The following is a 25,627-nucleotide window of genomic DNA, read 5'->3' as shown; positions in this document are numbered from 1 at the left end:
GGCTCAGAATAGTGAACTGAGCCTCTTTTTTGGTTGCAAAAACAGATACAAAAGACCCTACAAATTGGGCTACATTTTCGATTGCATTTTCGGGTTTTGCGACAGGAAACTGATCCCGTTATATATAACCAAGCTTTTTTTACAGTTAATGAACTCTACTACTTCAATAACCCAACTAACTGGAGTCCATGTAAAATTCCATCCTCATTTACATGTTTTGTCACATGCTTGGCAACTTTCTTCACTTCATCATGAGCATTACCCATTGCAACACTATTCTCAACAAAGGTTAGCATCTCAATATCATTTAGGCCATCACCAAATGCGTAAACAAGACTTTTATCAATGCCTAGATGAGTTATTATCTTTTCAATTCCATTTGCTTTAGACCCTCCGGCCGGTAGAATATCTGTTGAAACTGGATGCCAGCGTACAAATTGAAATTTATTAAAATTATCAATATATGTTTTTTCCATATCATCCCTACAAAATAACAGTGTCTGATAGATTTCTCGGTTCTCCATGTAGGTTTGGTCATGTTCAGGATGTATAAATTTTAAGGTCCCAAAGCTTTCTTCAATAAACGGATCATACTCAGTACTTGCTCGCATATTTTCATGATCCATAAACACTAGACTATGCTCATTTTCCCCTGCAAATTCAAGGAGCGATTTTAACGTTTCTCTGTGTAACGGATTTTTATAAATTACTTCCCCACCAACTACAACATACTGTCCATTAAACGACACATACGTATCAATCCCTAACTCCTCCCGCAAGTCTTCAAACATAAAAGGAGCTCTTCCGGTTGCAATGGCAATTTGATGGCCAGCTTTCTTTAACTCTACAATTGCCTCTTTCGTTGAACTAGGTATCTCCTTGTCTTCATTCAATAAAGTTCCATCTATATCAAAGAAAATCATTATTAATTACCTCACTTTTTAAAGTATTCTTCTATTGTAAAGGTTAGCTCTTCATAATTCCAATCATAATTATTTTCCTTTTTGGAAAAAATAGGTTTGTATCATATGTATTGGAGGAAAACAAATGACAACTATAAAATGGCCTCAATTTCCAGAACCATATTGGCGCAAGGATTTAAAATTACCGAGTTTTAAAAGCTTAGCTGAAGATATCATGACTGATGTCACAATTATCGGTGGAGGAATTACAGGGATTACAGCAGGTTATTTACTATCTTCACAAGGCGTAAAAGTCACTCTTATTGAAGCAGGTTCAATTCTAAATGGAACGACAGGGCATACAACTGCAAAGTTACCGCTCAACACGGAATTATTTATGATGAATTTATCAACCATTTCGGAGAAGAAAAGGCAAAGATGTACTATAGCGCTTCTGACAGCGCCCGTGCCTTCATTAAAAACACAATCGAACAACTGAATATTCAATGTGATTTTGAAGAACACGATGCTTATATCTATACAAATTCTGAAAAGGAATTTAGTAAGCTTGAAAAAGAAGCTAAGGCATATGAAAAACTCCAAATCCGGGGAAACTAGTCGAAAAAATGCCACTTACATCATTACCAATGAAGAAAGCACTTGTTATGGAAGCGCAAGCACAGTTTCACCCACTAAATATCTAGTACCTCTCGTAGAGTCTATTATTAACAATGGTGGACAAATTTTTGAGAATACTACCGCTGTGAATATCGAGGAAGGCGCTAACCCTCTAGTAACTACTCGAGACGGGAAAAAGTTAACAAGTAAACAAGTAATCTGTTGCTCACACTATCCTTTTTACGATGCAGCAGGATTTTATTTTTCAAAAATGTATCAAGAAAGATCTTATGTTGTTGCCGTGAAGAGTCATGAACCATACCCTGGTGGAATGTATCTTAGCGCTGAAACACCAACACGGTCTGTTCGTTCCACGCCTAGTGGAAATGAGACTTTACTACTTCTAGGAGGAGAAGGTCATAAAACAGGACATGGAATTAATACAATGAAACATTATGAAGCCCTTGCCAATTTCGGAAGGGAAGTCTTAGGTCTAACCGATATCCATTCCCGTTGGTCAGCTCAAGATATCTATACACTCGATAAACTGCCTTATATCGGACATTTTACATCTAGTTCCGAAAATATTTATATAGCAACAGGATATCGCAAGTGGGGAATGACTAATGGTACTGCAGCTGGAATGATCCTTTCTGATCTAATTACCCGAGGGACAAATCCTTATGCGGAGCTTTACTCTCCTTCTCGTTTCCATGCCGACCCTGACATTAAAAGGTTCATTGAGCATAATGCAGATGTAGCGTATCAGCTTATTAAAGGCAAAATTGGCATGAACTTTAAACAACTTGAAGAAATTGCTGTAGGAGAAGGTGCTCACGTCAAGTTAACGGTCAAAAATGTGGTGCTTACCGAGATGAAGACGGCCAACTTCACGTGGTTGATGCGACCTGCAAACACTTAGGCTGTGAAGTTGAATGGAATGATGGAGAAAAATCTTGGGATTGTCCATGTCACGGTTCACGCTACTCAATCGACGGTGATATCATTGAAGGACCTACAGAGTTAGCACTAAAAAAAGTCGATTATTAATCGAAAAGCGGAAGGCGCCTGCTTATCGGCGATAGGCAAATGTTCTGTCAGATTAAAAGTGCGCTCTTCACTTTTATATCTGGCAGGTTATTTGACCTCGAGCCGATGGCGCCTGGAGCTAGACATGAAAAGCGGAACCACCCGGTTAGCCCCGACTAGCAAATAACCTTAAAGGAAAAAGTGCGCTCTTTCACTTTTTTCCTTTAAGGTTATTGACCTCGAGGGGCTGGGTGGTGGAGCTAGACAGCGGAAGGCGGAAGGCGCCGGGCGTTACCCTAAATTACCTGAAAAATGTAAAATTAGGTCCTGTAGAAGATGATGACGAGGGCAAATGAATTTGTCATTGCGCACACACTACTCGTGAAAAGCCAAGCAAGCTTGGCTATGTCATAATGCAAACACAGTATAGAAAAACGTCTGTTGAGACTTCCTCAACAGCCGTTTTTCTAATTAATGACCATGACTACCATGTCCACCATGGCCTTCACCATCAGCAGGTACAATTTCTAGCATTTCATCGATAAATCCTTGAACTTTAAACGGAACTAGGTTTTCTCCACCTATTAAATAGGCGTGGTTATATGGACCTTCCGTTGGTTCATTTACAAACGTTGGTTTTAAGTCAGCTAAATAATTATGCATTTCTTCAGAGAATTCCCCATCAGGTAACCAAACCATTGGTGCATGTTTTCCTAGGTGTGCAAAAGGTGCCGCAGTAATCGCTAACTCTGGAAATTCTGTTGATAACATGACTAAACCGTGACCTGGACTAACCACATTCCACCCAAAATTTGTTTCATGATCTCGATATTTTGCAAATTCAATTGAAACTTGCTCCGGGGTTTCACCAGCAATTCGGATAACTTTGCCGTACGCCCCTAGTTGTTCAACTACCGTATTTGAGATAACACTCTCTGGGCCAACTACATAAATAGCAGCTTTCCCATTTCTTTTTTGTAAAGCCATACTTGTCGCTTCCGGAATTTCATCTTCAGTTACATAAAGGATTGGCTCATCCATATGAGTAATCCAGCTTCCTGCAGGAATTGAAAAAAGCTTCCCTTTCTCCTCCATTGAACCGATAATCACACTACTTGGAATATTGTTCGTAAGCTCTCCATATAGATGATCTATTTCAGCAGCAAAAGCCGCTGGCTCTACTTCTGTAATGGATTCAATTTGATACCCATTCAACTTATCAAGCTCACCATCGCTTAATTCACCCATCACCATAATTTGTGTACCATCGACATTTCCTTTTGGTTGCAGTCTTTGGATTTCGGCCATAACCTGAGCTGGAATTTCGCCATTATCGGTAAATAATACTGGACCATCATTTGGATGATGAACCAAATTCAAGCTTGCTAATGCAAGTTGCCAATTTTCAAAAGGAGCAAGAATGATTGTTCCCGGTTGATTAGCACTGTGTGTAGCTGGCCAAATCATTTGTGAAGTCATGACAGAAACTTCAAATGCATCATTACTATTCAATCTTGTGACATTTTTGGTATTAAGATGTAATAAACTTCCAGTCTCTACCTCAGTACCATTATGTACTTCATGTTTAGACGTGTCTTCTTTACTCGAGTCGGTTTCATCATGACCTGCTCCATGGTCAGAACAACCAACAATAACTCCAATTGAAAATATGGTAATCATTAAAATAGTATTTTTTTCATTTCAATTCCCCCTTTACCACTATAACTATAGTGTCAATTTATGAAGAAAGTTTGAAGAAACTGTGGAGAAATTTTGTTTTTCCGTTACCTAATTTATTATTTCCAAAAATACTTTATATACGGCTGTTTTCTCATAAGTTTTTATTGGTCAATTAGAAAGTTATACCTTAAGACTTAACTTCCATATACATGATTGAATTTAAGTCTACCTAACAAAAATTTTTATTATGAAACTAAAAAAAAGATAGAAATATCAGAAAATTATGATATAGTATTACTAATCACTAACACGATTTAACGTTTTAAAGGAGGAAACAAGCATGAATCAATTAGATTCTAATCGCGAACAATGGAATTCACGGATCGGATTTATTTTAGCAGCCATGGGCTCAGCAGTAGGTTTAGGAAACATATGGCGTTTCTCATATGTTACTGGAGAAAATGGTGGCGCAGCGTTTTTAGTTATTTATCTACTTTGTATTTTAGCCATTGGAATTCCTGTAGTCTTAGCCGAATTTACAATTGGAAAGAAAGCACAAAGTGATGTTGTCGGGTCTTTTGAGAAACTAGCTCCTGGGAAGCCATGGATTGTGGCCGGTATTATGGGAGTAGCCTCAGCATTTATCATTTTATCTTTTTATGGTGTCGTAGCAGGTTGGACAGTAAAATACTTCTTTAGTTACCTAACAGGTGGATTCACCGTTCAAGATAGCAGTGAATATGTAGGTATCTTTGTTGGATTTATTTCAAGTCCTTTTCAACCACTATTATGGCAATTTATTTTTATGTCGATGACGATAGGGATTGTTTACCTAGGTGTAAAAAAGGGTATCGAAGCTTCAAACAAAATTTTAATGCCATCATTAGCAATTTTAGTTATTATTCTTGCTGGATATAGTTTATCATTAGGCGGAGCTAGCGAAGCATTTTCGTTTTTATTTACACCAGACTGGAGTGCGCTAAAAGAACCTAAGGTTTATTTAGCGGCACTTGGGCAAGCTTTCTTCTCACTTAGTCTTGGGATGGGGGCATTAATCACGTACGGTGGTTACCTTTCAAAAAAAGAAAAGTTACCAGGGGCTGCGGTTAGTGTCGCAGGGTTAGACACCCTCTTTGCTTTAGTAGCTGGATTAATGATTTTCCCTGCAGTATTCGCGTTCGGTATTAGCCCCGATGAAGGAGCAGGACTTGCATTTATTACGTTGCCTAGCATTTTTGAACAAATGGCTTTCGGTACTTTATTTGGATTATTATTTTTCTTATTATTAGCTGCAGCTGCTCTTTCATCAGCAGTTTCATTACTAGAAGTAGCAGTAGCTTATTTTATTCGTAAGTTTACCTGGTCAAGAAAGAAAGCTTCAATTATTGTTGGATCAATCATCTTCCTGATGGGAGTTCCCTCGTCTTTAGGGCAAGGGATTTGGTCGAATATCAGATTTTTCGATAATGATATTCTCGACAGCATGGACTTTATCGCATCAAACATTCTATTACCACTTGGAGGTTTAATCATCGCCTTATTTATGGGATGGGGTTGGAAAAAATCCGATGCCTTGGAAGCTTCAGACTTTGGAGACTCTGCATTAGGCCATGCTTGGATCTTTACATTACGATTTATCGCTCCGATTGCGATTTTCATTATCTTCTTAGCTTCAACAGGCATTATTAAATTTGAATAGAATAAAAACGCCTAAAGCTTATGATTTCCATAAATTTTAGGCGTTTTTTTTAATTAGGCTGTTTTCTCAAATACCTAGATGTATCAAAGTACTAGTGGTATCTTTTCTAAGGCTAGATTGCTTAATTATTCGCTTGTTCTTTGAGGTCTAGCTGTTCTTTTAATGATTGGTTTACGATATATTTTGGAAAGTAACCACTTAATACATCAGCCACATTTTGTGCTGTCTTACGTTTTAACTCGTCTTGAGCCTCTTCTGAGTACCATGCAATATGTGGATTCAAAATCACATTTTCCATCTTCAGAAGCGGATTATCAGGTTTTATAGGTTCTTCTTCTACAACATCTAGGGCCGCCCCAGCAATCGTGCCTTCTTGTAACGCCTTAATTAACGCTTTTTCGTCAATGACAGGACCTCTTGCTGTATTGATAATAAATGTTTCCCTTTTCATTACTGAAAATTGTTCATCACTAATCATCGCCTTAGTATGTTCATTAAGTGGAGCATGAACAGAAATGAAATCAGCCTCTTTACAAAGCTCATTTAAAGTAACTAACTCTACATTTGCTTGTTTAGCTACTTGTTCAGAAACAAATGGATCAAATGCTATTACTTTTATGCCAAAGCTTTGTGCTTTTTTAGCCAATGATTGTGGGATTTGCCCAAAACCAATTAAACCTAATACTCTTCCCCGTAAACGAAAGATAGGGACTCCGACGTTAAAATCCCATATTCCTTTTTTTACAGCGCTGTTTAACGTTACGACTTTACGAGCTGCACTCATTAACAGTGCAAAGGCATGATCAGAAACCTCATCAATACAATAGTCTGTAACGTTACAAACAACGATCCCCTTTTCGGTTGCTGCATCAATGTCAATCGTGTTGACACCTACCCCATAGCGAGCAATCACTTTACAGTGCTCAAGGTTTTCGATCACCTTCCTTGTAATCGGAGCATATTGGTTTAACAATCCGTGGGCGTCTTTACAAGCTTCAATTACCTCTTCTTCTGTTCGACATTGAGCCATAGTTAATTCTAATCCATTTCTATTCAGCACTTCTTGTTCGGGAGCTAGGCTTTTATATTCATAATCAGTAACAACAACTTTAAACATTCTTTTCACTCCTATCCTAATATAGCCAGTAATATGGTAATGGTAAAAATACTTACGATGGTCGTCATCAAGGTAATAGCTGAGACTAGTTTAGGTTTTGCATCAAATTGAACTGCATACATAACGATCGTTGCAGCAGATGGCATTGCTGCTGAGACAATCAACACCTTTGCTAACAATGGATCAAAAGGGAATAAAAGAATAATGAAATAGGCAATAATTGGAGAAATAATTAATCTCACAATAATTCCAAACGAAATATGGCCCCATTCAAATTTTGTCCACTTAATATTGGCAAGTTGCATTCCTAAAATAATCATGACAGTTGGAATTGTCGCATCTGCAATAATATCAATGGTCTGAAATAAATTCCCTGGCACCTCTACCTGGAGCCCTTTGAGCACAAGAGCAATAATTACTGCATAAGTAGCTGGCATTTCAAACACTGATTTAAGGGCAACCTTAATGGTAGCTTTACCACGAGCGGCGTAATACACTCCAAAAAAATTCATGATAATTGCTTGTAAGACAAGGAATGAAACGGAATAAGCAAACCCTATTTCTCCGTAAGCAAATAAAATGATCGGTGCTCCATAATTTCCAGAATTCATAAAGGCAGTCGAAAGAATTAATCCACTCTCAAGTGATTGAGAATAGCCTCTTAATTTTGCATAAACCACATTTATTACAATAATAGCTACTAACAAAATAATTGAAAAAATGACCATATAAAAGTATTGCATGTCTAACTCTGCCGTGTAAAAAACCCTAAACACTAAACAAGGTGTCATGACATAAATAGCAACTGTTGAAATTGCCTTAATATCTAGACGTTTCCAAATTTGAACAAGATAGCCGATTAAAAACACTAGAATAACAGGCAATACTACCTGTAGAAATATTTGCAACGTGCCCCTTCCTTTCTTTTGCAACCTTTGTTGCTTCATAGTTTTTCATATGAGTGAATTTCATAATTACCTTAATGGGCTATGTGAATTTTAGTAGCGAATTTATTAAAATGTAAAAGAAAAGCGGTTGGAATTTCACCCCCCACCGCTTTTCGTGCTTACGTTAAGTATTTTTCAATTTCTGCTACCGCTTGGTCACAATCTTCACCAACTGCTCGAATAATAAGCTTATCATCGTTTTTCAATTGCAGAGTAATTAGTCCAAGAAAACTTTTTAAGTTAACCTCCACAATCATTCCACGCACCATTTTTTTCAAATATATTTCTGACTCAAGAGGTTGAATTGATTTACTTAAGTCAGTAATTGTTTGATCCTCGGAAATATTCACGGTAATTTCTTTGATACATTCCTTTTCCATCTCTGCTCAATCCTTCAATTTATATTTTTTCTACAAGAAGAACAACGAAATTTGAGGCAAGAAGATCACAATAAATAATGTAAATAACATAACAAAGAAGAACGGTACAATCGCTTTTGACAAGGCTTCTATTGATAAGCCTGAAATACCTGATCCTACAAATAAGTTTACTCCTAGTGGTGGTGTAATAAAACCAATCGCTAAGTTTAAAACCATAATAATACCAAAGTGAACTGGATCATAGCCAATGTTAATCGCTATTGGTAATAAAATTGGTGTTAAGATTATTATCGCTGCTAATGTATCCATGAAGCATCCAACGATTAGTAATAACAATGTAATTAATAAGATAATTACAATTGGACTATCTGATACTGACAGCATCGCTTGAGCTACTTGGTTTGGAATTTGCTGTATCGTTAACAATCTGCCAAACGCTGTCGCTGTTCCAACAATAATAAGAATTGTTGCAGTAGTAAGAGCTGAACTAGCTAACACATTAGGTAAGTCTTTAATTTTCAACTCACGGTATAAAAGTAAACCGGCAACTAAACCATAAACAACTGCAATAACTGCAGCTTCTGTTGGTGTAAAAACCCCACCATAAATTCCACCTAAAATAATAACTGGAATTAATAAGGCCCATTTCGCATCCCACACAGACTTAGCGATATTACTAAATGAAGTTTTTTCATCTAATCCTGTATAACCCATCTTTTTGAATGTAGGTATGCATAAACAATTAACGCAAGACCAACTAATAACCCTGGTAAAATACCAGCAATAAACATATTCGCAATTGAAACATTTCCAACTACTCCGTAGATAACCATTGGAATACTTGGCGGTATAATAACACCTAAAGAACCTGCCGCACAAACAACTGCAGTAGCAAATCGCTTGTCATACCCTTGACGAACCATCGCTGGGATCATAATTCCCCCAATCGCAGCTACTGTAGCAGGACCTGAACCCGAGATTGCAGCGAAAAACATACATGTAATAATGGTAGCAATCGCAAATCCACCAGTTTTATTACCTACCATTGAGTTTGCAACACGGAAGAGGCGTTCAGAGATACCACCTTTTCCCATAATTTCACCCGCTAAGATAAAGAAAGGGACGGCCATTAACGGAAATGAATCTACTGACGTAATTAATTCTTTTGCTAAGAATTCCAAAGGTAGTGAACCTGAATAAACAATTGTCACAAGTGTAGATAGCCCGAGAGCTATCCCGATAGGTACACTTAGTAGTAGAAATAATGCAAATGAAATAAATAATACTGCAGCAACCATATTCTCGCCCCCTACTCTTCCTGAAGTTTTTCTTGTGTTGTTTTTATTTCCAATTCACTAAAACCAAATAAAGCTTTAAATTGCTTGATTAAGTTTTGAATTAAGCGAATTGCAGCAAGTCCCATACCAATCGGTCCTGCAAGATAGACAAAGCCCATTGGAATTTGGTTCGCTGGAGATTTTTGACCTAACTCTAAAATTGTTGTTGCTATTCCTGTTCCATAACGAATAACAAATAGGCAGAAGAATAAAAACAGGATATTTGAAATGATCGTAAGGATTAATCTTCCTCTTTCTTTAAATAACAATAACAACACATCTACTTTAATATGGCGCTGTTTTTTCACACCATAACTAATCCCGATATAAACGAGCCAAATGAAGCAATAACGTGCTAATTCTTCAGACCATGATAAGGAAGCATCAAACACATATCGCATAATTACTTGTAAAAAGATAACTGAAACCATGATTGCTGAAAAAACAACGAGAATTACTTCTTCAGTATGATCATCAAACCACTTTAGTACTTTCAACTATTCCCTCTCCTTTTTAGAAAAATTTCAGATCCCCTATTTGTCATAAGGAAAGCAAAACTGTTTACCTAGGTTTATTTCGCAAATCATTACTAGCTGTGTACACATTTAAATACCTTTATAGATAAACACTTGTGCTTTCCTTTTTTAGAAGGAAGAGAAGGTGCATGCACCCTCTCTTTTTGTTTCTGTTAATTATTGTTGAGCTTCAGCAACAGCTTGGAATACTGCGTCTACAACTTCTCTACCGATTTCATCAGCAAATCTGTCAATAACTGGTTTCACTGCGTCAACCATTTCTTGACGAGCTTCTGGTGTAATTTCAGTAAAAGTCATACCTTCAGCTTGTAAGTTTGCTAAATATTCAGCTGCAGTTTCACGGTTCATATTACGTTGGTATGCTCCTGCCTCATAAGCTGCGTCTCTTACGATTTCTTGTTGCTCTGGAGTTAATCCATCGAAAAATGCTTTACTTACTAAGAATACCCAAGGACTGTAAATATGATGAGTATCTGATACATGGTCTTGAACTTCAAAGAACTTTTGTAAGTAAATTGTTGCGTATGGGTTTTCTTGTCCATCAACTGTACCTTGTTGCATGGCTGCGAATAACTCAGTAAATGCCATTGGAGTTGGGTTTGCCCCTAATGCACGGAATGCTTCTAAGTGTAATTGGTTTTCCATAGTACGGATCTTTAAACCTTTGAAATCATCAATTGTTGCTACTGCTCGTTTACTGTTAGTTAAGTCACGGAAACCATTTTCCCAATATCCTAAACCAACTAATCTTTGATCAGCTAATCTTGTTAATAGTTCTTCTCCAACTTCGCCACCTAATACTGCGTCTGCTACTTCTTCATTAGGGAATAAGAAAGGAATATCGAACACGCTAAATTCCGGTAAAAAGTTTGCAATTACTGCAGTAGAAGGGATTGTAATTTCTTGAGAACCTAATTGTAATGCTTCAGTCATTGTACGGTCATCACCAAGCTGACCACTATGGTATGTTTCAACAATGATTGACCCATTTGTTTGCTCTTCTACTAGTTCTTTAAACTTAAGAAGTCCTTTGTACTGTGGATGTTGATCATTAAGACCAATCCCCGCACGCATTGTTTTTACTTCAGTTGGTGCTTCTGCTGTATCTCCACCAGTTTGAGGTGTTTCTGGGGTAGTAGTACCACCACCACAGCCTACGATTCCTAGTGCTAAAATAGCTGTACTAAAAAGTAAACCTAGTTTCTTTTTCATCTTAAAATTGCCCCCTTGAATGTTGTTATTTATTAAACTGAAATAATTAAATTCAGTCATAACCATGTTAACGTTTACATTTACTACCAAGAAGTAGTTTTACTTCTTGACTACTTCATGTCCACCGAATTCATTTCTTAATGCAGCTACAACTTTACCAGTAAAAGTGTCATCCTCTAAAGAACGATAGCGCATTAATAAAGATAAAGTAATGACTGGTGCTGCAACTTGTAAATCCAGAGCTTCTTCAACTGTCCACTTACCTTCTCCTGAGGAATTCATGATTCCGCGAATCCCTTCTAGCTTCGGATCTTTCGAAAATGCATTTTGAGTTAGTTCCATTAACCATGACCTAACAACAGATCCATGGTTCCACATCTTCGCAACTGCTTCAAAGTCGTAATCAAATTCACTTTTGTGGAGAATGTCAAAGCCTTCAGCGATTGCTTGCATCATTCCATACTCGATCCCGTTATGTATCATTTTTAGGTAATGACCACTGCCGATTGGTCCAGCATATAAATAGCCATTTTCAATTGATATTTGCTTAAATAACGGTTCAATCGTTTTGAATACAGTCGGGTCGCCACCAATCATTGTACATGCGTCTTTTCTAGCCCCTGATGTACCACCACTAGTGCCAACGTCAAAGAAATAAATTCCCTTTTCAGCTAATAATTTTCCTCGTTCAATCGACGTTTTATAATGGGAATTTCCCCCATCAATAACGATGTCCCCAGCGGATAAAAGCACTGATAATTTCCCAATGACATTTTCCGTGATCTCGCCTGGTGGGACCATGACCCAGACTATTTTTGGAGACTCCAGTTTCTCTACTAACTCTTCAATTGAGAAGGCACCTTCTGCTCCATCTTGGACAATGTTCTTCACTTGTTCAGCATTTACATCCGTGCCCACAACTGAATGACCATTGTCGATTATGTTTAATACTAAGTTGTAACCCATTTTTCCTAGGCCGATCATTCCAAGTTTCATTATTACCTCCTTCAATTTCTTCCATTTTTAGAAACTTTGCTCGGCAGTATTTTCTGCCAAAGTATCGTTTTTTATTACAACCAAAGATGAAAGTTTTTTTCATTTTCAGGTGCATGAAAGAAATTTCCTTACAAAAACTATTATATGATAAATTATTTCTTTTTCAAGAGTTTTTATGAAAAAATATTTTTTTATTAACCGTTTTCATATACTATAGATATAAAGAACACTTTAGGGAGTGAAAGAAATATGATCCAAACGCATTGTATAGCGAGAATAAAGTCTTCATATGAGGATTTCAGTGATAAAGAGAAGTTAATAGCAGATTATGTAATTAGTAATCCTCAGAACATTATCCATTCCACTATCAGCCAGGTAGCCGATGATTTAGGAGTAGCTGAGGCGACAGTTTTCCGTTTTTGCAAAAGAATTGGATTTAAAGGGTATCAAGCAATGAAAATCGCATTAGCCTCTGAGATTGTTAATTCAATGGATGATATCCATGAGAAGATTTTAGTCGGTGACAATGAAAAAGAGGTAGCAGAAAAGGTTTTTAAAGCAAACATTCGAACATTAGAGGAAACGTTACGAATTATTGAACAAGACCATTTTAAAGCGGCTGTTCAAGCAATTCTTAACGCAACAAAAATTGAGTTCTACGGTAATGGGGGCTCAGGATCTGTTGCTGAAGATGCTCACCATAAATTCCTCAGAACAGGTTTTCATTCTGTTGCCTACACTGATTCTCATTTACAAATCATGTCGGCATCGTTACTAGGAAAGAATGATGTTGCAGTATTAATTTCCCACTCTGGATCAAACAAGGATATGCTTGAAGTCTTAGAGGTAGCCAAAAATGCAGGTGCAACTACCATTGCTATTACTACTTTAGCTAAGTCACCTCTGAGCCAAGGCGCTGATATTACACTTTATACTGTTAGCGATGAGACAGAATATCGGTCAGAAGCGCTTTCCTCAAGACTTGCCCAATTAAGTATTATTGATGCATTGTATGTAAACATTAGTATTGCAAGAAAAGACTTAATGAAACATACATTAACAAAAATTCGTTCAGCGATATCATTAAAACGTCTATAGTTTAAGGAAGTGTCTCTTATGGAAAATTTAGTTATTGGTCTAGATATTGGCACCACCAGTGCCAAAGCAGTCTTATTTCAAAAAAACGGGCTTGTCATTGAGGAAAGCGAAAGCCTTTACCCTGTTCATCATCCTCAACCATCCTGGGCGGAGCAAGATCCACTTGTTATCGAAAAAGCGGCCATTGAGGCTATTGGTACTGTTATTAGAAAAGCAAATGCTGAGAAGAAACAAGTGGTAGCAGTTGGTTTATCCACAGCAATGCACTCGCTTATTTGTATAGATGAAAAACATATGCCACTTTCTCCATCGATTATTTGGGCGGATGGTAGAAGTGTCGAGCAGGCAACACGGCTCCGTTTACAAACCGACATTTATTTAAAGACAGGCACCCCTATTCATCCGATGTCTCCTTTATGTAAATTAGTCTGGATGAAAGAAACGGACTATGAACCATACAAAAAAGCAGACAAATTTGTTTCTATTAAAGAATTTTTACTATTAAGGTGGTTCGGTGAAGCTGTTGTCGATTATTCAGTCGCCTCTGCCACAGGATTATTTAATATCCACTCATTTGAATGGGACGAGGAAGTTCTAAAGGTTGCTGGGATCCGTCGCGAGCAATTATCCAAACCAGTAGCACCTACAACGATTTGCCAGGGACTAAGCCATGAGTTAGCTTCTGAAATGGGACTTGATACGAATACTCCATTTGTCCTTGGTGGAAGTGATGGACCATTAGCTAATTTAGGGATTGGTGCTATTGCTCCTGGAGATGTTGCGATAACCGTTGGAACAAGTGGCGCGATACGACAAATGGCATCAAAACCAAAAACTGATGAATTACAAGAGATATTTTGTTACGCGGTAACTGATGAACGTTGGATTATGGGTGGACCTACAAATAATGGTGGCATCGTTTTCCAATGGCTTCGTGATGTGTTAGGTGAAAAAGAGGTAGAACTAGCGATACAACGCGGCGGGAGCGCTTACGATTTATTAACAAAATCAGCCTCTTCAGTTGCTCCAGGTTCTAACGGTTTATTATTCTTGCCTTTTTTAAACGGAGAACGGGCACCATACTGGGACGCTAATGCCCGTGGTAGCTTAATCGGATTAACGTTGTCACACAAAAAGGAACACATAGTTCGAGCTGGACTAGAAGGCGTTGTTTATAGCCTGTATAGTGTAGGCGAAGCATTAGAGCGCCTTGCTGGACAACCTATTCATTTATTTGCAAGTGGAGGGTTTGCTCGCTCGCCATTGTGGTTACAAATTGTAGCCGATATCTTTGGTCACCCGGTCCAAGTACCTGAAAGTCATCAAAGCTCAGCTTGGGGAGCTGCTTGGTTTGCCCTTCTTGCCGTCGGTGAAGCATCTTCTTTAGAAGAAATTAAGCAATCAATTCCAATGAAGCAAACGATTGAACCAAACGGTGAATCACATAAAGTATATAGAGAACTTTATGAAACCTATCGTCAATTGTACATGGCGTTGAAACCTCATTTTACCACCTTAGCGAATTTTCAACGCAACCATTAGTATAAGCAAAACGCATGGATTTGGAAAATCTCATGCGTTTGCTTTGTTTATTGATCGGTTATCTAAATAAGTCTAGCGTTTTCTATTTCTTATGAGAAAAATAATCTGAATAGTAATTGTTATAAGAAGCGTAGAAGGAAAAACAACGATAAAAGAGGCTATTGAGGCTAAATCCCCCCAGTCTGGCGTTGTAAAATAGACATAACTAGAATAGAGTAGCGAGATTACTAGTCCAATGACCACTCCGTACACAGATATTTTGTACTTCCCCATCAATATCCCTCAGTTCTGCTTAATTTTTCGTAAACATGCTAATGCTTATCTTTCGTTTCAGGCAATTAGCTTTATTATTTAGACGCTAATTCCAATTTAAAGTTACTAACTTTTAAACTCTTGAATGACTTTTTTATCGACTGTTCTCTCTGTAAAATTACCATTTGTGTATTCAGATATAACCTTACGCCAAAAATACTGGGCTGGCACGTTTTTTTCAATTTGAAACACTTCCCAATTCCCTGGGTGTAAGCTGAACATTTCAGTCGCTACAACTCTTCCTACCCCTGTACGGCGAGACTTTTTCATAATGAAAAACTCAGCAATTGAAAAATATGTTCTTTCATTTTCCTCAATTTGTCTCACCAACACAAAGCCAGCATACTTTCCATCCACTTCTACTAGATAAGGAAATCTCGTCTTCTCCTCCCAATAGCTATCCAAATAGGGATAATCACCAAAGCGACCATCCTCCTCCACATGTGCCTCCACGAATTCCGAAAAATCGTAAAAGTAAAATTGCATTAAATTTTTGATGAGTTCTTTATCATGTAGAGCAGCTTTTTTTATTTTCACATTCATGTAGAGATCCCCTTTAATTAGTATTACTAGTAGTATAATTGGGATCTTCCTACTTTGATAGCTTTTTATGGGAATGCGCTTTACAAATTGGTTTGGAGGGATTTCTGCTACAATTTTGCTTGTTTCTTCTTGACTTTTCTTGCATATTAAATCCGTCCTCTAGTTCTTCGTCAATAGAATGATATTTACTTTTGTAAAAAAACTCCCTTGGCAAAAGTAATGGGTTCCGTTTCCTATCACAAACATTAAAAATGCAAGTCAAAATGAGTGCAAATTTACACTCAATTTTTATTGGTGTAAAGCCATTTGGGTAGGGATAACATAAAAATTTGTATAGTGAAATGCACTCCAGAATGTAGGGGTACAATAGCTGTTGTACCCCCACAATTTTAGCCTCAAGTTGATATACAATTTATCTTACGAAAAATTTAAAATAACCGTAGATTTTCCGGTTAAATTGCAGATAGAGTTCGGTACAGGGGAAATAAGCGGAGATTTTCCGGTTAAGCAAAGCAAAATCAACCATTTTCACGTTTTTTGAGTAAATAGTCGGAATTATTCCGTCTATTTAAGCTATTTTTAGTGCTATTTTTTAAATAAGGGAAATTTCACCGCTTATTTATGAACCCCTGCTGATTCCCTCATCTGGTTCCGTTCTTTTATGATTGGGGAAGGAGCAAAAGATTTCGGGGGCATTCAACAGGCAACCAAAAAGGCTCAGAATAGTGAACTGAGCCTCTTTTTTGGTTGCAAAAACAGATACAAAACACCCTACAAATTGTGCTACATTTTCGTTTGCATTTTCGGGTTTTGCGACAGGAAACTGAACCCGTTATGGCAAAAGGGAGTTTCATTACTTCTAAAGTTTTCTTATCCCACCAGTAGCTGCTGATGAAGCAGTGTTGGCATACATCCGTAGGTATTTACTTGCTTCTCGCTTTAAAACCTCTAGGCTTTCTGCACGCTTAGCTAACTCTACCTCCGTTACTTCTAGTTGGATAGAACGATTTGGAATATCAATCTTTATGATATCTCCATCCTCGACCAGTGCTAAAGTGCCTCCTTCTGCTGCTTCTGGACTTGCATAACCAATTGAGAGTCCGGCACTTGCTCCTGAAAATCGTCCATCAGTAATTAGAGCGACACGATCAAACTTACCTAATACTTCTGTACAGCGGTGTAGCTCACGCATTCCTGGCCCACCTTTTGGTCCTTCATAACGAATAACAACGGCATCGCCTTCAAATATTTTGTCAGCTTCATATGCAGCAACAAAATCTTCTTCAGAATTAAATACTTTCGCTGGTCCTGAGAAGGTCAACAAGTCTTTAGAAACAGCTGATTGCTTTATTAACGCACCGTCTTCTACTAAATTACCTTTTAGAACTGCAATGCCACCTTCTTTATTGATTGGCGTTTCCAGAGCATAAATAATCTCACGGTCTAATACATCATGCCCTTCAATATTTTCTCCAACCGACTTTCCATTGACTGTTAGAGCCTCAAGGTGTAACAATGAACGCAACTCTTGCATTAAAGCTGGCATTCCTCCTGCTCTTTGTAAATCATTTGTTGTATATTCGTTATTATTTGGGGTTACTCCAGCTAAGAATGGTACTTTGCGGCTAATCTCATCAAATAAGCTAAATGGTAGTTCTAATCCTAATTCATGGGCGATCGCAGGTAAGTGTAGGCAAGCGTTTAAAGATCCACCCATTGCCAGTAGTACTGAAATTGCATTTTCAAATGCCTCTTTTGTCATGATATCTTTTGGTGTAATTCCTTTTTGTACAAGAGCAACTGCTTGACGACCCGCTTCCTCGGCTGCGTCTAATTGCTCATCAGAAAGTGCTTGCATCCAAGAAGTCTTTGGCAAAGCCATACCTAACGCTTCTGAAAGTCCTTGCATTGTATTAGCAGTTCCTAAAAATGGACAAGCTCCAGCACTCGGATAGTATTGGTTTGTAATCTTCACTAAACCTTCCTCATCAAGTTTGCCTGCTAAGAAATCCTTTCTAGCTGCTTTTGATTCATAAGGTTTAATATGGTTAGGCATGACACCGCCTAAAACTACTAAACTAGGTAAATTTAAACGTGCTGCTGCCATCATCATTCCAGGAACAATTTTATCACAAGAACTTAAAACAACCATTCCATCAAACATGCCATGGCCTTTCACCATGATTTCCACACTGTCAGCAATTGTCTCGCGACTAGGTAATGAATACTTCATTCCATCATGTCCTTGGGCAATTCCGTCACAAACAGCTATCGTATTGAACTCTAGTGGAAGTCCGCCAGCTTCACGAACACCTTTTTTTACACGTTCTGCTAGCTCGCGCAAATGAACATGACCAGGAACGATCTCATTCCACGAATTCGCTATTGCTATTACTGGTTTGTCCATATTTTTATAATCAACGCCACATGAACATAAATGAGCTTTTAAAATCGCTCTCGTAAATGGGGCAATTTGTGATAATTTGTTTTCCATTTTCTACATCTCCTCAAAAATAGTTTTATATGAACCGAGAGTTTAACTTTTGAATTTGATTTGTTATAGCAAAAGTACGCATATACTTAAAGTAAGTTAAGCGCTTGTAAACCTGTTTTTAATGCATCTTTTTCCGTTTCAGTTAATGATCGTAGTGGCAATTTCACTTCTCCGATATCAAGCCCACGTAGTCTTAACGCTTCGTAATATGGTGTAATGTATGAACCTAATTTCAAAACATCACGAACTTGGTTCGCACGGTATTGAAGTTCTTTTGCTTTTTTCATATCGCCTGCTTGATAAGCCTCGTAAAGCTCTACCATCACTTCTGGAAAACAATTACCTACAGCAGAAACCACCCCAGTTGCACCCATTGCTAAAGCTGGATACACTAAGGCATCTGTTCCAACAACAATCTCATACCCATCACCAAGTGAAAATATATAATCTTGCAAACGAGATAAATCCTTAGAACTGTCTTTGATACCTCTTATATTCTGATGTTTTGCTGCTAATTTCTGGACAAGCTTTGGCTTCAGCTCGTTTTTAGCATTGCCAGGGATGTTATATAAGTACAATGGTAAATTCGGGATTGCTTCTGCTACTGCTGAAAAATGCAGTTCCAAGGAAATATCGTCATGCGGAAAATACCAAGGTGTAACGATTGCTGCTGCATCTGCTCCAGCTTCTGCAGCATGTTTTGTCATTTCGATTGTTTCATCTGTCGAGATTGCTCCAGTATGCACAATAACGGGAATTCGATTGTTTGTTTCTTCCACAACAATCGTGATTACTTTCTTACGGTCTGCCACAGACATTAGTGGACCAGATCCATTTGTTCCTAATGGGAATAGTCCATGTACGCCTTTTTCTATCAAGAAATTAACATAGTTACGTAACGCCTTTTCATTCACATCTCCGTTCGTTGTAAATGGAGTAAGTACTGCAGGAATAACACCGTGGATCACAAAAATGACCTCCTAAATGAAAATTATTTTATATTTATTATGATTATACGAAATAAAATTTCTTTTTACTACAGAAAATAAAATTTTATTTCTTAAATATTTAGTTTTAAGAAATAAAATTTCACAAATTGTTCTTAAAAAATGGTTATGAATGAATAACCACTTTTTGGTAATGCTAATTGCATTATCCTGAAAAAAAGTGGTGAATAGTATGTCTATTATTGCTTCAGTTAGTACTTTTAAACCACCTCATACCCTAAAGCAAGAGGTGACAACAGAGTTTGCTAGAGAATTGTTTGGTGATAACTTTCATGATCTTGAGCGCTTATTAACTGTTTTTTCAAATGGTCAAATAGAAGAAAGACAATTTGCCGTTCCTTTAAAGTGGTTTCGGCAAGAGCATTCTTTTCAAGAACGTAATGATTTGTACATCGAATTAGCGACATCCTTTAGTGTTGAAGCAATTAAACATTGTTTAGATAACAATGTGTTTCTTAAAGACAAAATAGCTGAAAATGCAATTGATGCGCTAATAGTTGTTTCTAGTTCTGGGTTATCAACCCCTAGCTTAGACGCTCGTATTATGAATGCCCTACCTTTTTCTCCTTATACAAAGCGAATTCCACTTTGGGGCCTCGGTTGTGCTGGTGGAGCTTCTGGTGTTTCTAGAGCGTTTGACTATTGTCAGGCATATCCTGAGGCAAATGTACTAGTTGTTTGTGTTGAACTTTGTAGCCTCACCTTCCAACGGAATGATCGTTCGAAAAGTAATCTTATTGGGACATCGCTTTTTGCTGACGGGGTGGCATGCTGCTTAATTATGGGTAAAAACTCCAGTTCTCTCAGCCTGCTAAAACAGACACTTCAGCCAAGAATTTTAGGAACACAAGCAACATTGATGCCAAATTCTGAAGATGTCATGGGCTGGGAAGTAAAGGACAATGGTTTACATGTCGTTTTTTCAAGAGATATTCCTAATATTATAAAAAAATGGTTAAAACCAAATGTTGAGAGATTTTTGCAAGCACAAAACATTACATTTCAAGATCTTACAGAGTTTATTGCACACCCTGGTGGAAAAAAGGTGATTGATGCTTACATTGAGGCACTTCAACTCGATCCTAAAATGACTCAAGTTAGCCAACAAATATTAAAGCAGCACGGTAATATGTCCTCGCCAACAGTTCTTTATGTCCTTGAAGAAATTATGAAAAAAGAACACGGAAATGGCGATTTAGGTTTAATGGCCGCTCTTGGCCCGGGCTTTTCCTCTGAACTTGTACTACTTGAATGGAAGGGGTTTTATTCATGATTGGGTTTTATATTTTTATATTCTTTGTAATTTCACAGCGGATCATTGAGCTTTTCATTGCCAAGCGGAATGCAATTTGGATCATTAAAAAAGGGGGATATGAAGTAGGACGTGAACACTATAAATTTATTGTTATTTTACATGCCCTTTTCTTCATTTCGTTACTTACAGAGGTAACACTTAACAAACCTTCTTTCGCTAACTGGGTGATCATACCTTTCATCATTTTTCTGTTTGCACAATTTGGAAGAGTATGGGCTCTGACTTCTTTAGGACCGTTTTGGAATACAAGAATAATGGTACTTCCTGGGGCAAAAGTCATTGCTAAAGGCCCTTATCGGTTTATGCGCCACCCCAATTATTTTATCGTAATTACGGAAATAGCCTTGCTTCCCCTGATTTTCCAAGCATATTGGACAGCTCTTATTTTTACGTTGTGCAATGCCTTAATTCTTTCTGTAAGAATTAAGGCAGAGGAACAGGCACTTCAAGAGGCGACAGATTATCAGGATGTCTTTAAAAAGCGAGGACGTTTTGTTCCTAGTTATGAAAAGTAATTCCCTACAGCCTTGTCTTTCTTTAGTTTTCTATTATGCTATAGATATCACTATTATTGGAGGTACATGATGGAAATTAAAGAAGTTACTAATGACATTCATCTAAAGCTAGCTAAAGATTTATTTAATCTAACATGGGATTTAATCGAGAAAAGCGAGAGAACAGCAGAAGATGACGAAAAAATGATTTATGCAGCAAATGCCTCACGTTTTCATTGGGGGTATGTAGGAACATCGTTGAATTTTGCAAGAGGCGAATGGCAAATCTCTAGAGTGTATGCTCTTTTAAAGAGAAGCGAACCTGCCCTCTATCATGCAAAGAAGTCATTAGAACTGTGTTTAATTAATGAACTTGGTGAATTAGATTTGGGGTTTGCCTATGAGGCAATGGCTCGGGCTGCTACCGTGCAAGGCGACCAGAGGGCACAAGAAAAATACCTCGAACTAGCAGAGGAAGTCGCTTCAAAAATGACGGAAATAGAAAATCAGAGCTGGTTGTTAAAGAATATTAAAACAGTTAAGACGAATACAATTCCTACCTGGTAATCTCATTTAAAGACAATACTTCTAAGGAACTATAGTTTCTTCCTATGTTTAATAGAGGTATACAAATGCCCTTTACTGAAAATAATGGTCTTGTAACTGAGTGAATTTCTTATTCAAACTATATTACCCTTTGTAGTTCGATTGGTTTACACTCAACTACATTAGCTTGACTTAGTGGGAATGATGAAACTCATTAAATTACAATTAATTTTACCAAAGGGGCAAATTTTCTTGGAGTATACCTACATTGTTACCGCCATTCTTGCTATCCTTGTTTGGTTTATGCCTAAGCGTATGAAAAGAAGTGATATGCTAGTCATTTGGATCTTTGTATCCTATATAGAAATAGTAGTAGACTTATTTCTTGGACATCTAGTTGGATTATATTATTTCGTTGGAGAAACCCAAATTAGCCCAGAAGCATTAGGCCTGAAGCTGATCATGTCACCATTGTTTGGGATCATTTTCATTAATTTCATGCCAAAAAAATTCCTACACTTTATCCCGTATTGGCTCGTTTGGGTCATCATTTCTACAGTATTCGAGTGGACTACAGTTCTATCAGGATACTTGACATATTCAGAGTGGAAACTATGGTATTCTTTTTTGTTTTACATCGTAGCTATTCCAGTCACAAGATGGTTTTACTACTATGTAAAAGCGGATCATCCTTAAGGACGATCCGCTTTTTTATAATCTTAAATGGAAGAGATGCGATTTTGCTCTGCCATAAATTAATCTACGATAATACTTGTGATGATTAACTGACCATTTTCTTCATAATACTTAATTGTTACTTTTTCGTTTTCTGGAATGCTTTCTATATACGTCTTTACATCTTCTGAAAGCCGATATACCGTTATATTTCCTGCCGCATCTTGCATTTCAATCGAATTATTATCAATGATCCCATTTAATAAAGCAGTTGCAGTTGTAATATTAGCTATAGTATCTGTGCTTAATGCTAGTTCAATCTCTGTTCGAAGACCATCACTTTCTCTAGCAGATGACCAGATTTCTAGTGAATAAACACCACTTTCTAAAGTAGAAAGCACCTCTGTTAAGTCGATTTCAAAACAAGCTCACCATTAGCTGGAAGTGTTTTCTCTACAAAGGCTTCTCCAAACATCATTTCATCTGAATATTGATGAAGTTTTTTCCCATCCAGTCCTTTAATAATGAAATCAAACTCTTGTAAGCTTGCAAAACTTAACTCGATCTCCTTATCAGTTGTATTTACTAGCTTAAATAGGTACTTCATATCTGCATTTTCTTTTGCTACCATTTCTACGGCAATGGCATCTTCTTTAATAATTGTACCATCGGGATTTTCAGCTGGCTTTTCGTACCCAGTACCAGTGCTACCACCTACTACTTCTTTATTGTTTGTATCTCCTGTGCCACATGCGGCCATAAGTAATGCTGCTAATGCAATACTAGATATTACTTTTGAATACTTTTTCATCTTTCATTCCTCCAAAATTTTTAATAATATATTTTTTATGATTTATTTTTGCTTTCATATTCTTAGTCGACAGTAAAAAGTAAAGGTTACAAGAACATTTCAAATTTATTACAAACATGTTAGTTGCCTATTAGTGATGTTAAGTTTACCTAAACAGCTTAATGCTTGGCTAGGTCTAAAAGCATATTGTTATTACGAAAAAGCTTAATTTGTTTTTTCTTAAATTTAACAACTAATTTTTGTGCAAATCTGCAAAAACACACAAAGAATATTAATAAGATGACTCTGTCTCTTGTCTTAATCAGCACGATCAAATCAACTCATTGAAGCATACCTTCAATCCATTTATAAAACATATTGTCAGTGCAACCTTTTGCTAAAAAAAGCGACTAATTACTGGGGAGTTATAAAAATAATAATGTTTGATTTCTAGCTTGTAAGTTTGTTACAATTGAAAACAGATTTACTTAGGAGGCTAACATTTCATGATTCGAAATATAGAGGAGAATATTGGCTATCATATAGGTGTTGTAGCCCATTTTATTCAAAATAATTATAATGATAAGCTATCAGACTATGATCTAACCGTTTCACAAGCAAAAGTTTTGTACATGCTTGTCAATCATGGTGAACAATTGCAAACAGAATTACAAAATCGCTTATATATCAAGGGTTCCACAATGAATGGAATTATTGAATCGATGCTAAAGAAACAACTGATTGACAAACAAGATAGTGACAACGATCGCCGTTCCAAAGTGATTACCTTAACTAAAAAGGGAAGAGAACTTGAAGAAAAGCTCTGGTTAGGAAGCCAAGATATGGATGCAGAATTATTGAGGGGCTTCTCTAATTCTGAAAAACAATTATTCCTTTCCGCCTTACAACGAATGAAGAAAAATCTACTTGTAGATAATGAGGAGAATAGAGATGCAACAAAAAATTCAAAGTGAACGCTTAGGAAGTGAACCAATTCCTAAATTATTAAGAAACCTTTCTATTCCAGCCATGGTTGGAATGTTCGTAATGGCCTTATACAATATTGTTGATACGATTTTCATCTCATATGCTGTTGGAATTTCTGCTGTTGCTGGCTTAACAATTTCATTTCCAGTCATTATGATTATTATGGCCATTTCCGTCGCCATGGGTATCGGTGGTGCTTCAGTTATCTCGAGAAGGCTTGGAGCCAAGCGAGAAAATGAAGCTAACCAAGTTTTTGGGAATATTATCACCATGATTATTTTGGTAAGTATTATTGGGATAATCGGAGCCTTTACAATTTTAGAGCCGATGCTCGTTTTGTTTGGGGCAACACCTGATATCCTTGGATATTCTTATGATTACATGTTTCCAATCTTAATTGGAACATTTCTTTTTTCTTTTGGTTTTGCAACAAATAGCATTGTTCGTTCTGAGGGAAATGCCCGCTTTTCGATGAATATCATGATTATTTCTTCGGTTCTTAATATTATTTTAGATGCTATCTTTATTTTTGGTTTTGATATGGGCGTTAAAGGGGCGGCCTATGCGTCGGTACTATCCCAAGGAGTCATTACGGTCCTTTATCTACAATATTTCCTTACAGGTAAAAGCTCACTTTCACTGAGATTAGTAGACCTAAAACCAAATTTTGCGATTATTAAAGAAGTATTTTCAGTAGGTTTACCAGGCTTTATGCAGCAGGCGGCAGGCGGAATAATGTTTATTGCAATTAATGCTATGCTCATTCGCTTTGGAAGTGAGTTCCATGTAGGTTTGTTTGGCATTGTCCAGAGAATTTCAATGTTTATGCTCATGCCACTCGTCGGAATTATGCAAGGAATGCAACCAATTGTCGGCTATAATTTTGGTGCCAATAACTTCTCTCGGATGAAGGAAACGATTTGGATTGGTTTAAAAGTCTCAACAATTTTATCTACTGCTATCTTTGTGATTATGATGATTTTTCCTAAGTATTTCTTGATGATGTTCTCTGCAGACCCGGAGGTAATCAAAGCCGGTTCTGAAGCTATTAGAATTTTGTTTGCGACCGCCTTCTTAATAGGTGTTCCAGTCATTTGTGGCGGGATCTTTCAAGCCTTAGGAAAAGTGAAAGAGTCACTTATTTTATCAATGTCACGCCAAATTTTATTCTTAATTCCATTAGTACTGATACTGCCACACTTCTTCGGAGTAAATGGTGTTTGGATCGCTTTTCCAGTCGCTGATCTCTTGTCATTTGGGTTAGCAGCAGTTCTATTATACCGAAACCGCAAAACCATACTCAGGGAAGACGAAGTTATCGATCCTGCTGTATATGAACAAAAAATTAGTTCTCCTGCACAATAAGTTAGA

At 37.2% G+C, this 25,627-nt stretch carries 22 protein-coding genes and 2 pseudogenes; 10 read left to right on the top strand and 14 right to left on the bottom strand.

Going from position 1 to position 25,627, the window contains the following annotated elements:
* Window positions 1-158 precede the first annotated feature (158 nt).
* Window positions 159-923, bottom strand: a complete 765-nt coding sequence (locus H1D32_RS05285) for a Cof-type HAD-IIB family hydrolase (RefSeq protein ID WP_261177163.1) — start codon at window positions 921-923, stop codon at window positions 159-161.
* A gap of 124 nt (window positions 924-1,047) precedes the next feature.
* Between H1D32_RS05285 and H1D32_RS05280 the strand changes: the two are divergent.
* A pseudogene (locus H1D32_RS05280) lies at window positions 1,048-2,570 on the top strand (FAD-dependent oxidoreductase).
* 450 nt (window positions 2,571-3,020) lie between these two features.
* On the opposite strand, the gene H1D32_RS05275 reads toward H1D32_RS05280, so the two are convergent.
* Entirely contained in the window at window positions 3,021-4,229 is a 1,209-nt protein-coding gene (locus H1D32_RS05275) for a cell wall-binding repeat-containing protein (protein ID WP_261177162.1), read from the bottom strand.
* Between the two features lie 340 nt (window positions 4,230-4,569).
* On the opposite strand from H1D32_RS05275, the gene H1D32_RS05270 reads away from it, so the two are divergent.
* Window positions 4,570-5,928: a sodium-dependent transporter gene (locus H1D32_RS05270; protein ID WP_261177161.1), complete on the top strand. Its 1,359-nt coding sequence runs from the start codon at window positions 4,570-4,572 to the stop codon at window positions 5,926-5,928.
* Window positions 5,929-6,049: 121 nt separating this feature from the next.
* Here the strand turns inward: H1D32_RS05270 and H1D32_RS05265 are convergent, their stop codons facing one another.
* The 7 genes and pseudogenes from H1D32_RS05265 to gnd form a co-directional block, all read right to left on the bottom strand.
* A complete protein-coding gene (locus tag H1D32_RS05265) occupies window positions 6,050-7,045 on the bottom strand; it encodes a C-terminal binding protein (RefSeq protein WP_261177160.1) in 996 nt (331 codons plus the stop codon).
* 11 nt (window positions 7,046-7,056) lie between these two features.
* A complete protein-coding gene (locus H1D32_RS05260) occupies window positions 7,057-7,953 on the bottom strand; it encodes an AEC family transporter (protein WP_261177159.1) in 897 nt (298 codons plus the stop codon).
* 158 nt (window positions 7,954-8,111) lie between these two features.
* Window positions 8,112-8,372: an HPr family phosphocarrier protein gene (locus H1D32_RS05255; protein WP_261177158.1), complete on the bottom strand. Its 261-nt coding sequence runs from the start codon at window positions 8,370-8,372 to the stop codon at window positions 8,112-8,114.
* Window positions 8,373-8,402: 30 nt separating this feature from the next.
* Window positions 8,403-9,670, bottom strand: a pseudogene (locus tag H1D32_RS05250) (TRAP transporter large permease).
* Between the two features lie 11 nt (window positions 9,671-9,681).
* Entirely contained in the window at window positions 9,682-10,206 is a 525-nt protein-coding gene (locus H1D32_RS05245; protein ID WP_261177157.1) for a TRAP transporter small permease, read from the bottom strand.
* 195 nt (window positions 10,207-10,401) lie between these two features.
* Window positions 10,402-11,457: a TRAP transporter substrate-binding protein gene (locus H1D32_RS05240; protein ID WP_261177156.1), complete on the bottom strand. Its 1,056-nt coding sequence runs from the start codon at window positions 11,455-11,457 to the stop codon at window positions 10,402-10,404.
* A gap of 99 nt (window positions 11,458-11,556) precedes the next feature.
* Complete coding sequence (gene gnd, locus H1D32_RS05235; RefSeq protein ID WP_261177155.1) at window positions 11,557-12,453, bottom strand: phosphogluconate dehydrogenase (NAD(+)-dependent, decarboxylating); 897 nt, start codon at window positions 12,451-12,453, stop codon at window positions 11,557-11,559.
* A gap of 249 nt (window positions 12,454-12,702) precedes the next feature.
* Here gnd and H1D32_RS05230 point away from each other — a divergent pair, with 249 nt between their 5' ends.
* A complete protein-coding gene (locus H1D32_RS05230) occupies window positions 12,703-13,551 on the top strand; it encodes a MurR/RpiR family transcriptional regulator (protein WP_261177154.1) in 849 nt (282 codons plus the stop codon).
* Window positions 13,552-13,569: 18 nt separating this feature from the next.
* Entirely contained in the window at window positions 13,570-15,093 is a 1,524-nt protein-coding gene (locus tag H1D32_RS05225; RefSeq protein WP_261177153.1) for a gluconokinase, read from the top strand.
* Between the two features lie 378 nt (window positions 15,094-15,471).
* Here the strand turns inward: H1D32_RS05225 and H1D32_RS05220 are convergent, their stop codons facing one another.
* The 3 genes from H1D32_RS05220 to dapA form a co-directional block, all read right to left on the bottom strand.
* Entirely contained in the window at window positions 15,472-15,948 is a 477-nt protein-coding gene (locus H1D32_RS05220) for a GNAT family N-acetyltransferase (protein ID WP_261177152.1), read from the bottom strand.
* An 859-nt stretch (window positions 15,949-16,807) separates the two neighbouring features.
* The gene (ilvD, locus tag H1D32_RS05215) at window positions 16,808-18,442 is read right to left on the bottom strand and encodes a dihydroxy-acid dehydratase (protein WP_261177149.1); all 1,635 of its coding nucleotides are present in this window, start codon (window positions 18,440-18,442) and stop codon (window positions 16,808-16,810) included.
* Window positions 18,443-18,528: 86 nt separating this feature from the next.
* Complete coding sequence (gene dapA / locus H1D32_RS05210; protein WP_261177146.1) at window positions 18,529-19,410, bottom strand: 4-hydroxy-tetrahydrodipicolinate synthase; 882 nt, start codon at window positions 19,408-19,410, stop codon at window positions 18,529-18,531.
* Window positions 19,411-19,621: 211 nt separating this feature from the next.
* Here dapA and H1D32_RS05205 point away from each other — a divergent pair, with 211 nt between their 5' ends.
* The 4 genes from H1D32_RS05205 to H1D32_RS05190 all read left to right on the top strand — a co-directional run bounded on the left by H1D32_RS05205 (window position 19,622) and on the right by H1D32_RS05190 (window position 22,500).
* Window positions 19,622-20,722 carry a type III polyketide synthase gene (locus tag H1D32_RS05205; RefSeq protein ID WP_261177145.1) on the top strand — a complete coding sequence of 367 codons (1,101 nt, stop codon included), beginning with the start codon at window positions 19,622-19,624 and terminating at the stop codon, window positions 20,720-20,722.
* Window positions 20,719-21,279: an isoprenylcysteine carboxyl methyltransferase family protein gene (locus tag H1D32_RS05200; RefSeq protein ID WP_261177143.1), complete on the top strand. Its 561-nt coding sequence runs from the start codon at window positions 20,719-20,721 to the stop codon at window positions 21,277-21,279. The genes H1D32_RS05205 and H1D32_RS05200 overlap by 4 nt, the downstream gene beginning before the upstream one ends.
* Window positions 21,280-21,348: 69 nt before the next feature.
* Window positions 21,349-21,825: a hypothetical protein gene (locus H1D32_RS05195; protein WP_261177142.1), complete on the top strand. Its 477-nt coding sequence runs from the start codon at window positions 21,349-21,351 to the stop codon at window positions 21,823-21,825.
* A gap of 180 nt (window positions 21,826-22,005) precedes the next feature.
* Window positions 22,006-22,500 (top strand): CBO0543 family protein, encoded by a 495-nt coding sequence (locus H1D32_RS05190; protein WP_261177141.1) that lies wholly within the window; start codon window positions 22,006-22,008, stop codon window positions 22,498-22,500.
* A gap of 59 nt (window positions 22,501-22,559) precedes the next feature.
* Here the strand turns inward: H1D32_RS05190 and H1D32_RS05185 are convergent, their stop codons facing one another.
* A complete protein-coding gene (locus tag H1D32_RS05185; protein ID WP_261177140.1) occupies window positions 22,560-22,880 on the bottom strand; it encodes a hypothetical protein in 321 nt (106 codons plus the stop codon).
* A gap of 5 nt (window positions 22,881-22,885) precedes the next feature.
* Entirely contained in the window at window positions 22,886-23,290 is a 405-nt protein-coding gene (locus H1D32_RS05180) for a BsuPI-related putative proteinase inhibitor (protein WP_261177139.1), read from the bottom strand.
* Window positions 23,291-23,775: 485 nt separating this feature from the next.
* Here H1D32_RS05180 and H1D32_RS05175 point away from each other — a divergent pair, with 485 nt between their 5' ends.
* Entirely contained in the window at window positions 23,776-24,243 is a 468-nt protein-coding gene (locus H1D32_RS05175; protein WP_261177138.1) for a MarR family winged helix-turn-helix transcriptional regulator, read from the top strand.
* Complete coding sequence (locus H1D32_RS05170; RefSeq protein ID WP_261177137.1) at window positions 24,221-25,621, top strand: MATE family efflux transporter; 1,401 nt, start codon at window positions 24,221-24,223, stop codon at window positions 25,619-25,621. The genes H1D32_RS05175 and H1D32_RS05170 overlap by 23 nt, the downstream gene beginning before the upstream one ends.
* Window positions 25,622-25,627: the final 6 nt, after the last annotated feature.

Source organism: Anaerobacillus sp. CMMVII, from assembly GCF_025377685.1.
Classification (GTDB): domain Bacteria; phylum Bacillota; class Bacilli; order Bacillales; family Anaerobacillaceae; genus Anaerobacillus.
Note: the sequence above shows the minus strand (reverse complement) of the source record. Positions and strands in the feature narration are given on the sequence as shown.

What these genes read in the sequence shown, in the direction of transcription:
- H1D32_RS05285 (WP_261177163.1), bottom strand. Translation starts at nt 923, where the DNA reads ATGATTTTCTTTGATATAGATGGAACTTTATTGAATGAAGACAAGGAG.
- H1D32_RS05275 (WP_261177162.1), bottom strand. Translation starts at nt 4,229, where the DNA reads ATGATTACCATATTTTCAATTGGAGTTATTGTTGGTTGTTCTGACCAT.
- H1D32_RS05270 (WP_261177161.1), top strand. Translation starts at nt 4,570, where the DNA reads ATGAATCAATTAGATTCTAATCGCGAACAATGGAATTCACGGATCGGA.
- H1D32_RS05265 (WP_261177160.1), bottom strand. Translation starts at nt 7,045, where the DNA reads ATGTTTAAAGTTGTTGTTACTGATTATGAATATAAAAGCCTAGCTCCC.
- H1D32_RS05255 (WP_261177158.1), bottom strand. Translation starts at nt 8,372, where the DNA reads ATGGAAAAGGAATGTATCAAAGAAATTACCGTGAATATTTCCGAGGAT.
- H1D32_RS05240 (WP_261177156.1), bottom strand. Translation starts at nt 11,457, where the DNA reads ATGAAAAAGAAACTAGGTTTACTTTTTAGTACAGCTATTTTAGCACTA.
- gnd (WP_261177155.1), bottom strand. Translation starts at nt 12,453, where the DNA reads ATGAAACTTGGAATGATCGGCCTAGGAAAAATGGGTTACAACTTAGTA.
- H1D32_RS05230 (WP_261177154.1), top strand. Translation starts at nt 12,703, where the DNA reads ATGATCCAAACGCATTGTATAGCGAGAATAAAGTCTTCATATGAGGAT.
- H1D32_RS05225 (WP_261177153.1), top strand. Translation starts at nt 13,570, where the DNA reads ATGGAAAATTTAGTTATTGGTCTAGATATTGGCACCACCAGTGCCAAA.
- H1D32_RS05220 (WP_261177152.1), bottom strand. Translation starts at nt 15,948, where the DNA reads ATGAATGTGAAAATAAAAAAAGCTGCTCTACATGATAAAGAACTCATC.
- ilvD (WP_261177149.1), bottom strand. Translation starts at nt 18,442, where the DNA reads ATGGAAAACAAATTATCACAAATTGCCCCATTTACGAGAGCGATTTTA.
- H1D32_RS05205 (WP_261177145.1), top strand. Translation starts at nt 19,622, where the DNA reads ATGTCTATTATTGCTTCAGTTAGTACTTTTAAACCACCTCATACCCTA.
- H1D32_RS05200 (WP_261177143.1), top strand. Translation starts at nt 20,719, where the DNA reads ATGATTGGGTTTTATATTTTTATATTCTTTGTAATTTCACAGCGGATC.
- H1D32_RS05195 (WP_261177142.1), top strand. Translation starts at nt 21,349, where the DNA reads ATGGAAATTAAAGAAGTTACTAATGACATTCATCTAAAGCTAGCTAAA.
- H1D32_RS05190 (WP_261177141.1), top strand. Translation starts at nt 22,006, where the DNA reads ATGATGAAACTCATTAAATTACAATTAATTTTACCAAAGGGGCAAATT.
- H1D32_RS05180 (WP_261177139.1), bottom strand. Translation starts at nt 23,290, where the DNA reads ATGAAAAAGTATTCAAAAGTAATATCTAGTATTGCATTAGCAGCATTA.
- H1D32_RS05175 (WP_261177138.1), top strand. Translation starts at nt 23,776, where the DNA reads ATGATTCGAAATATAGAGGAGAATATTGGCTATCATATAGGTGTTGTA.
- H1D32_RS05170 (WP_261177137.1), top strand. Translation starts at nt 24,221, where the DNA reads ATGCAACAAAAAATTCAAAGTGAACGCTTAGGAAGTGAACCAATTCCT.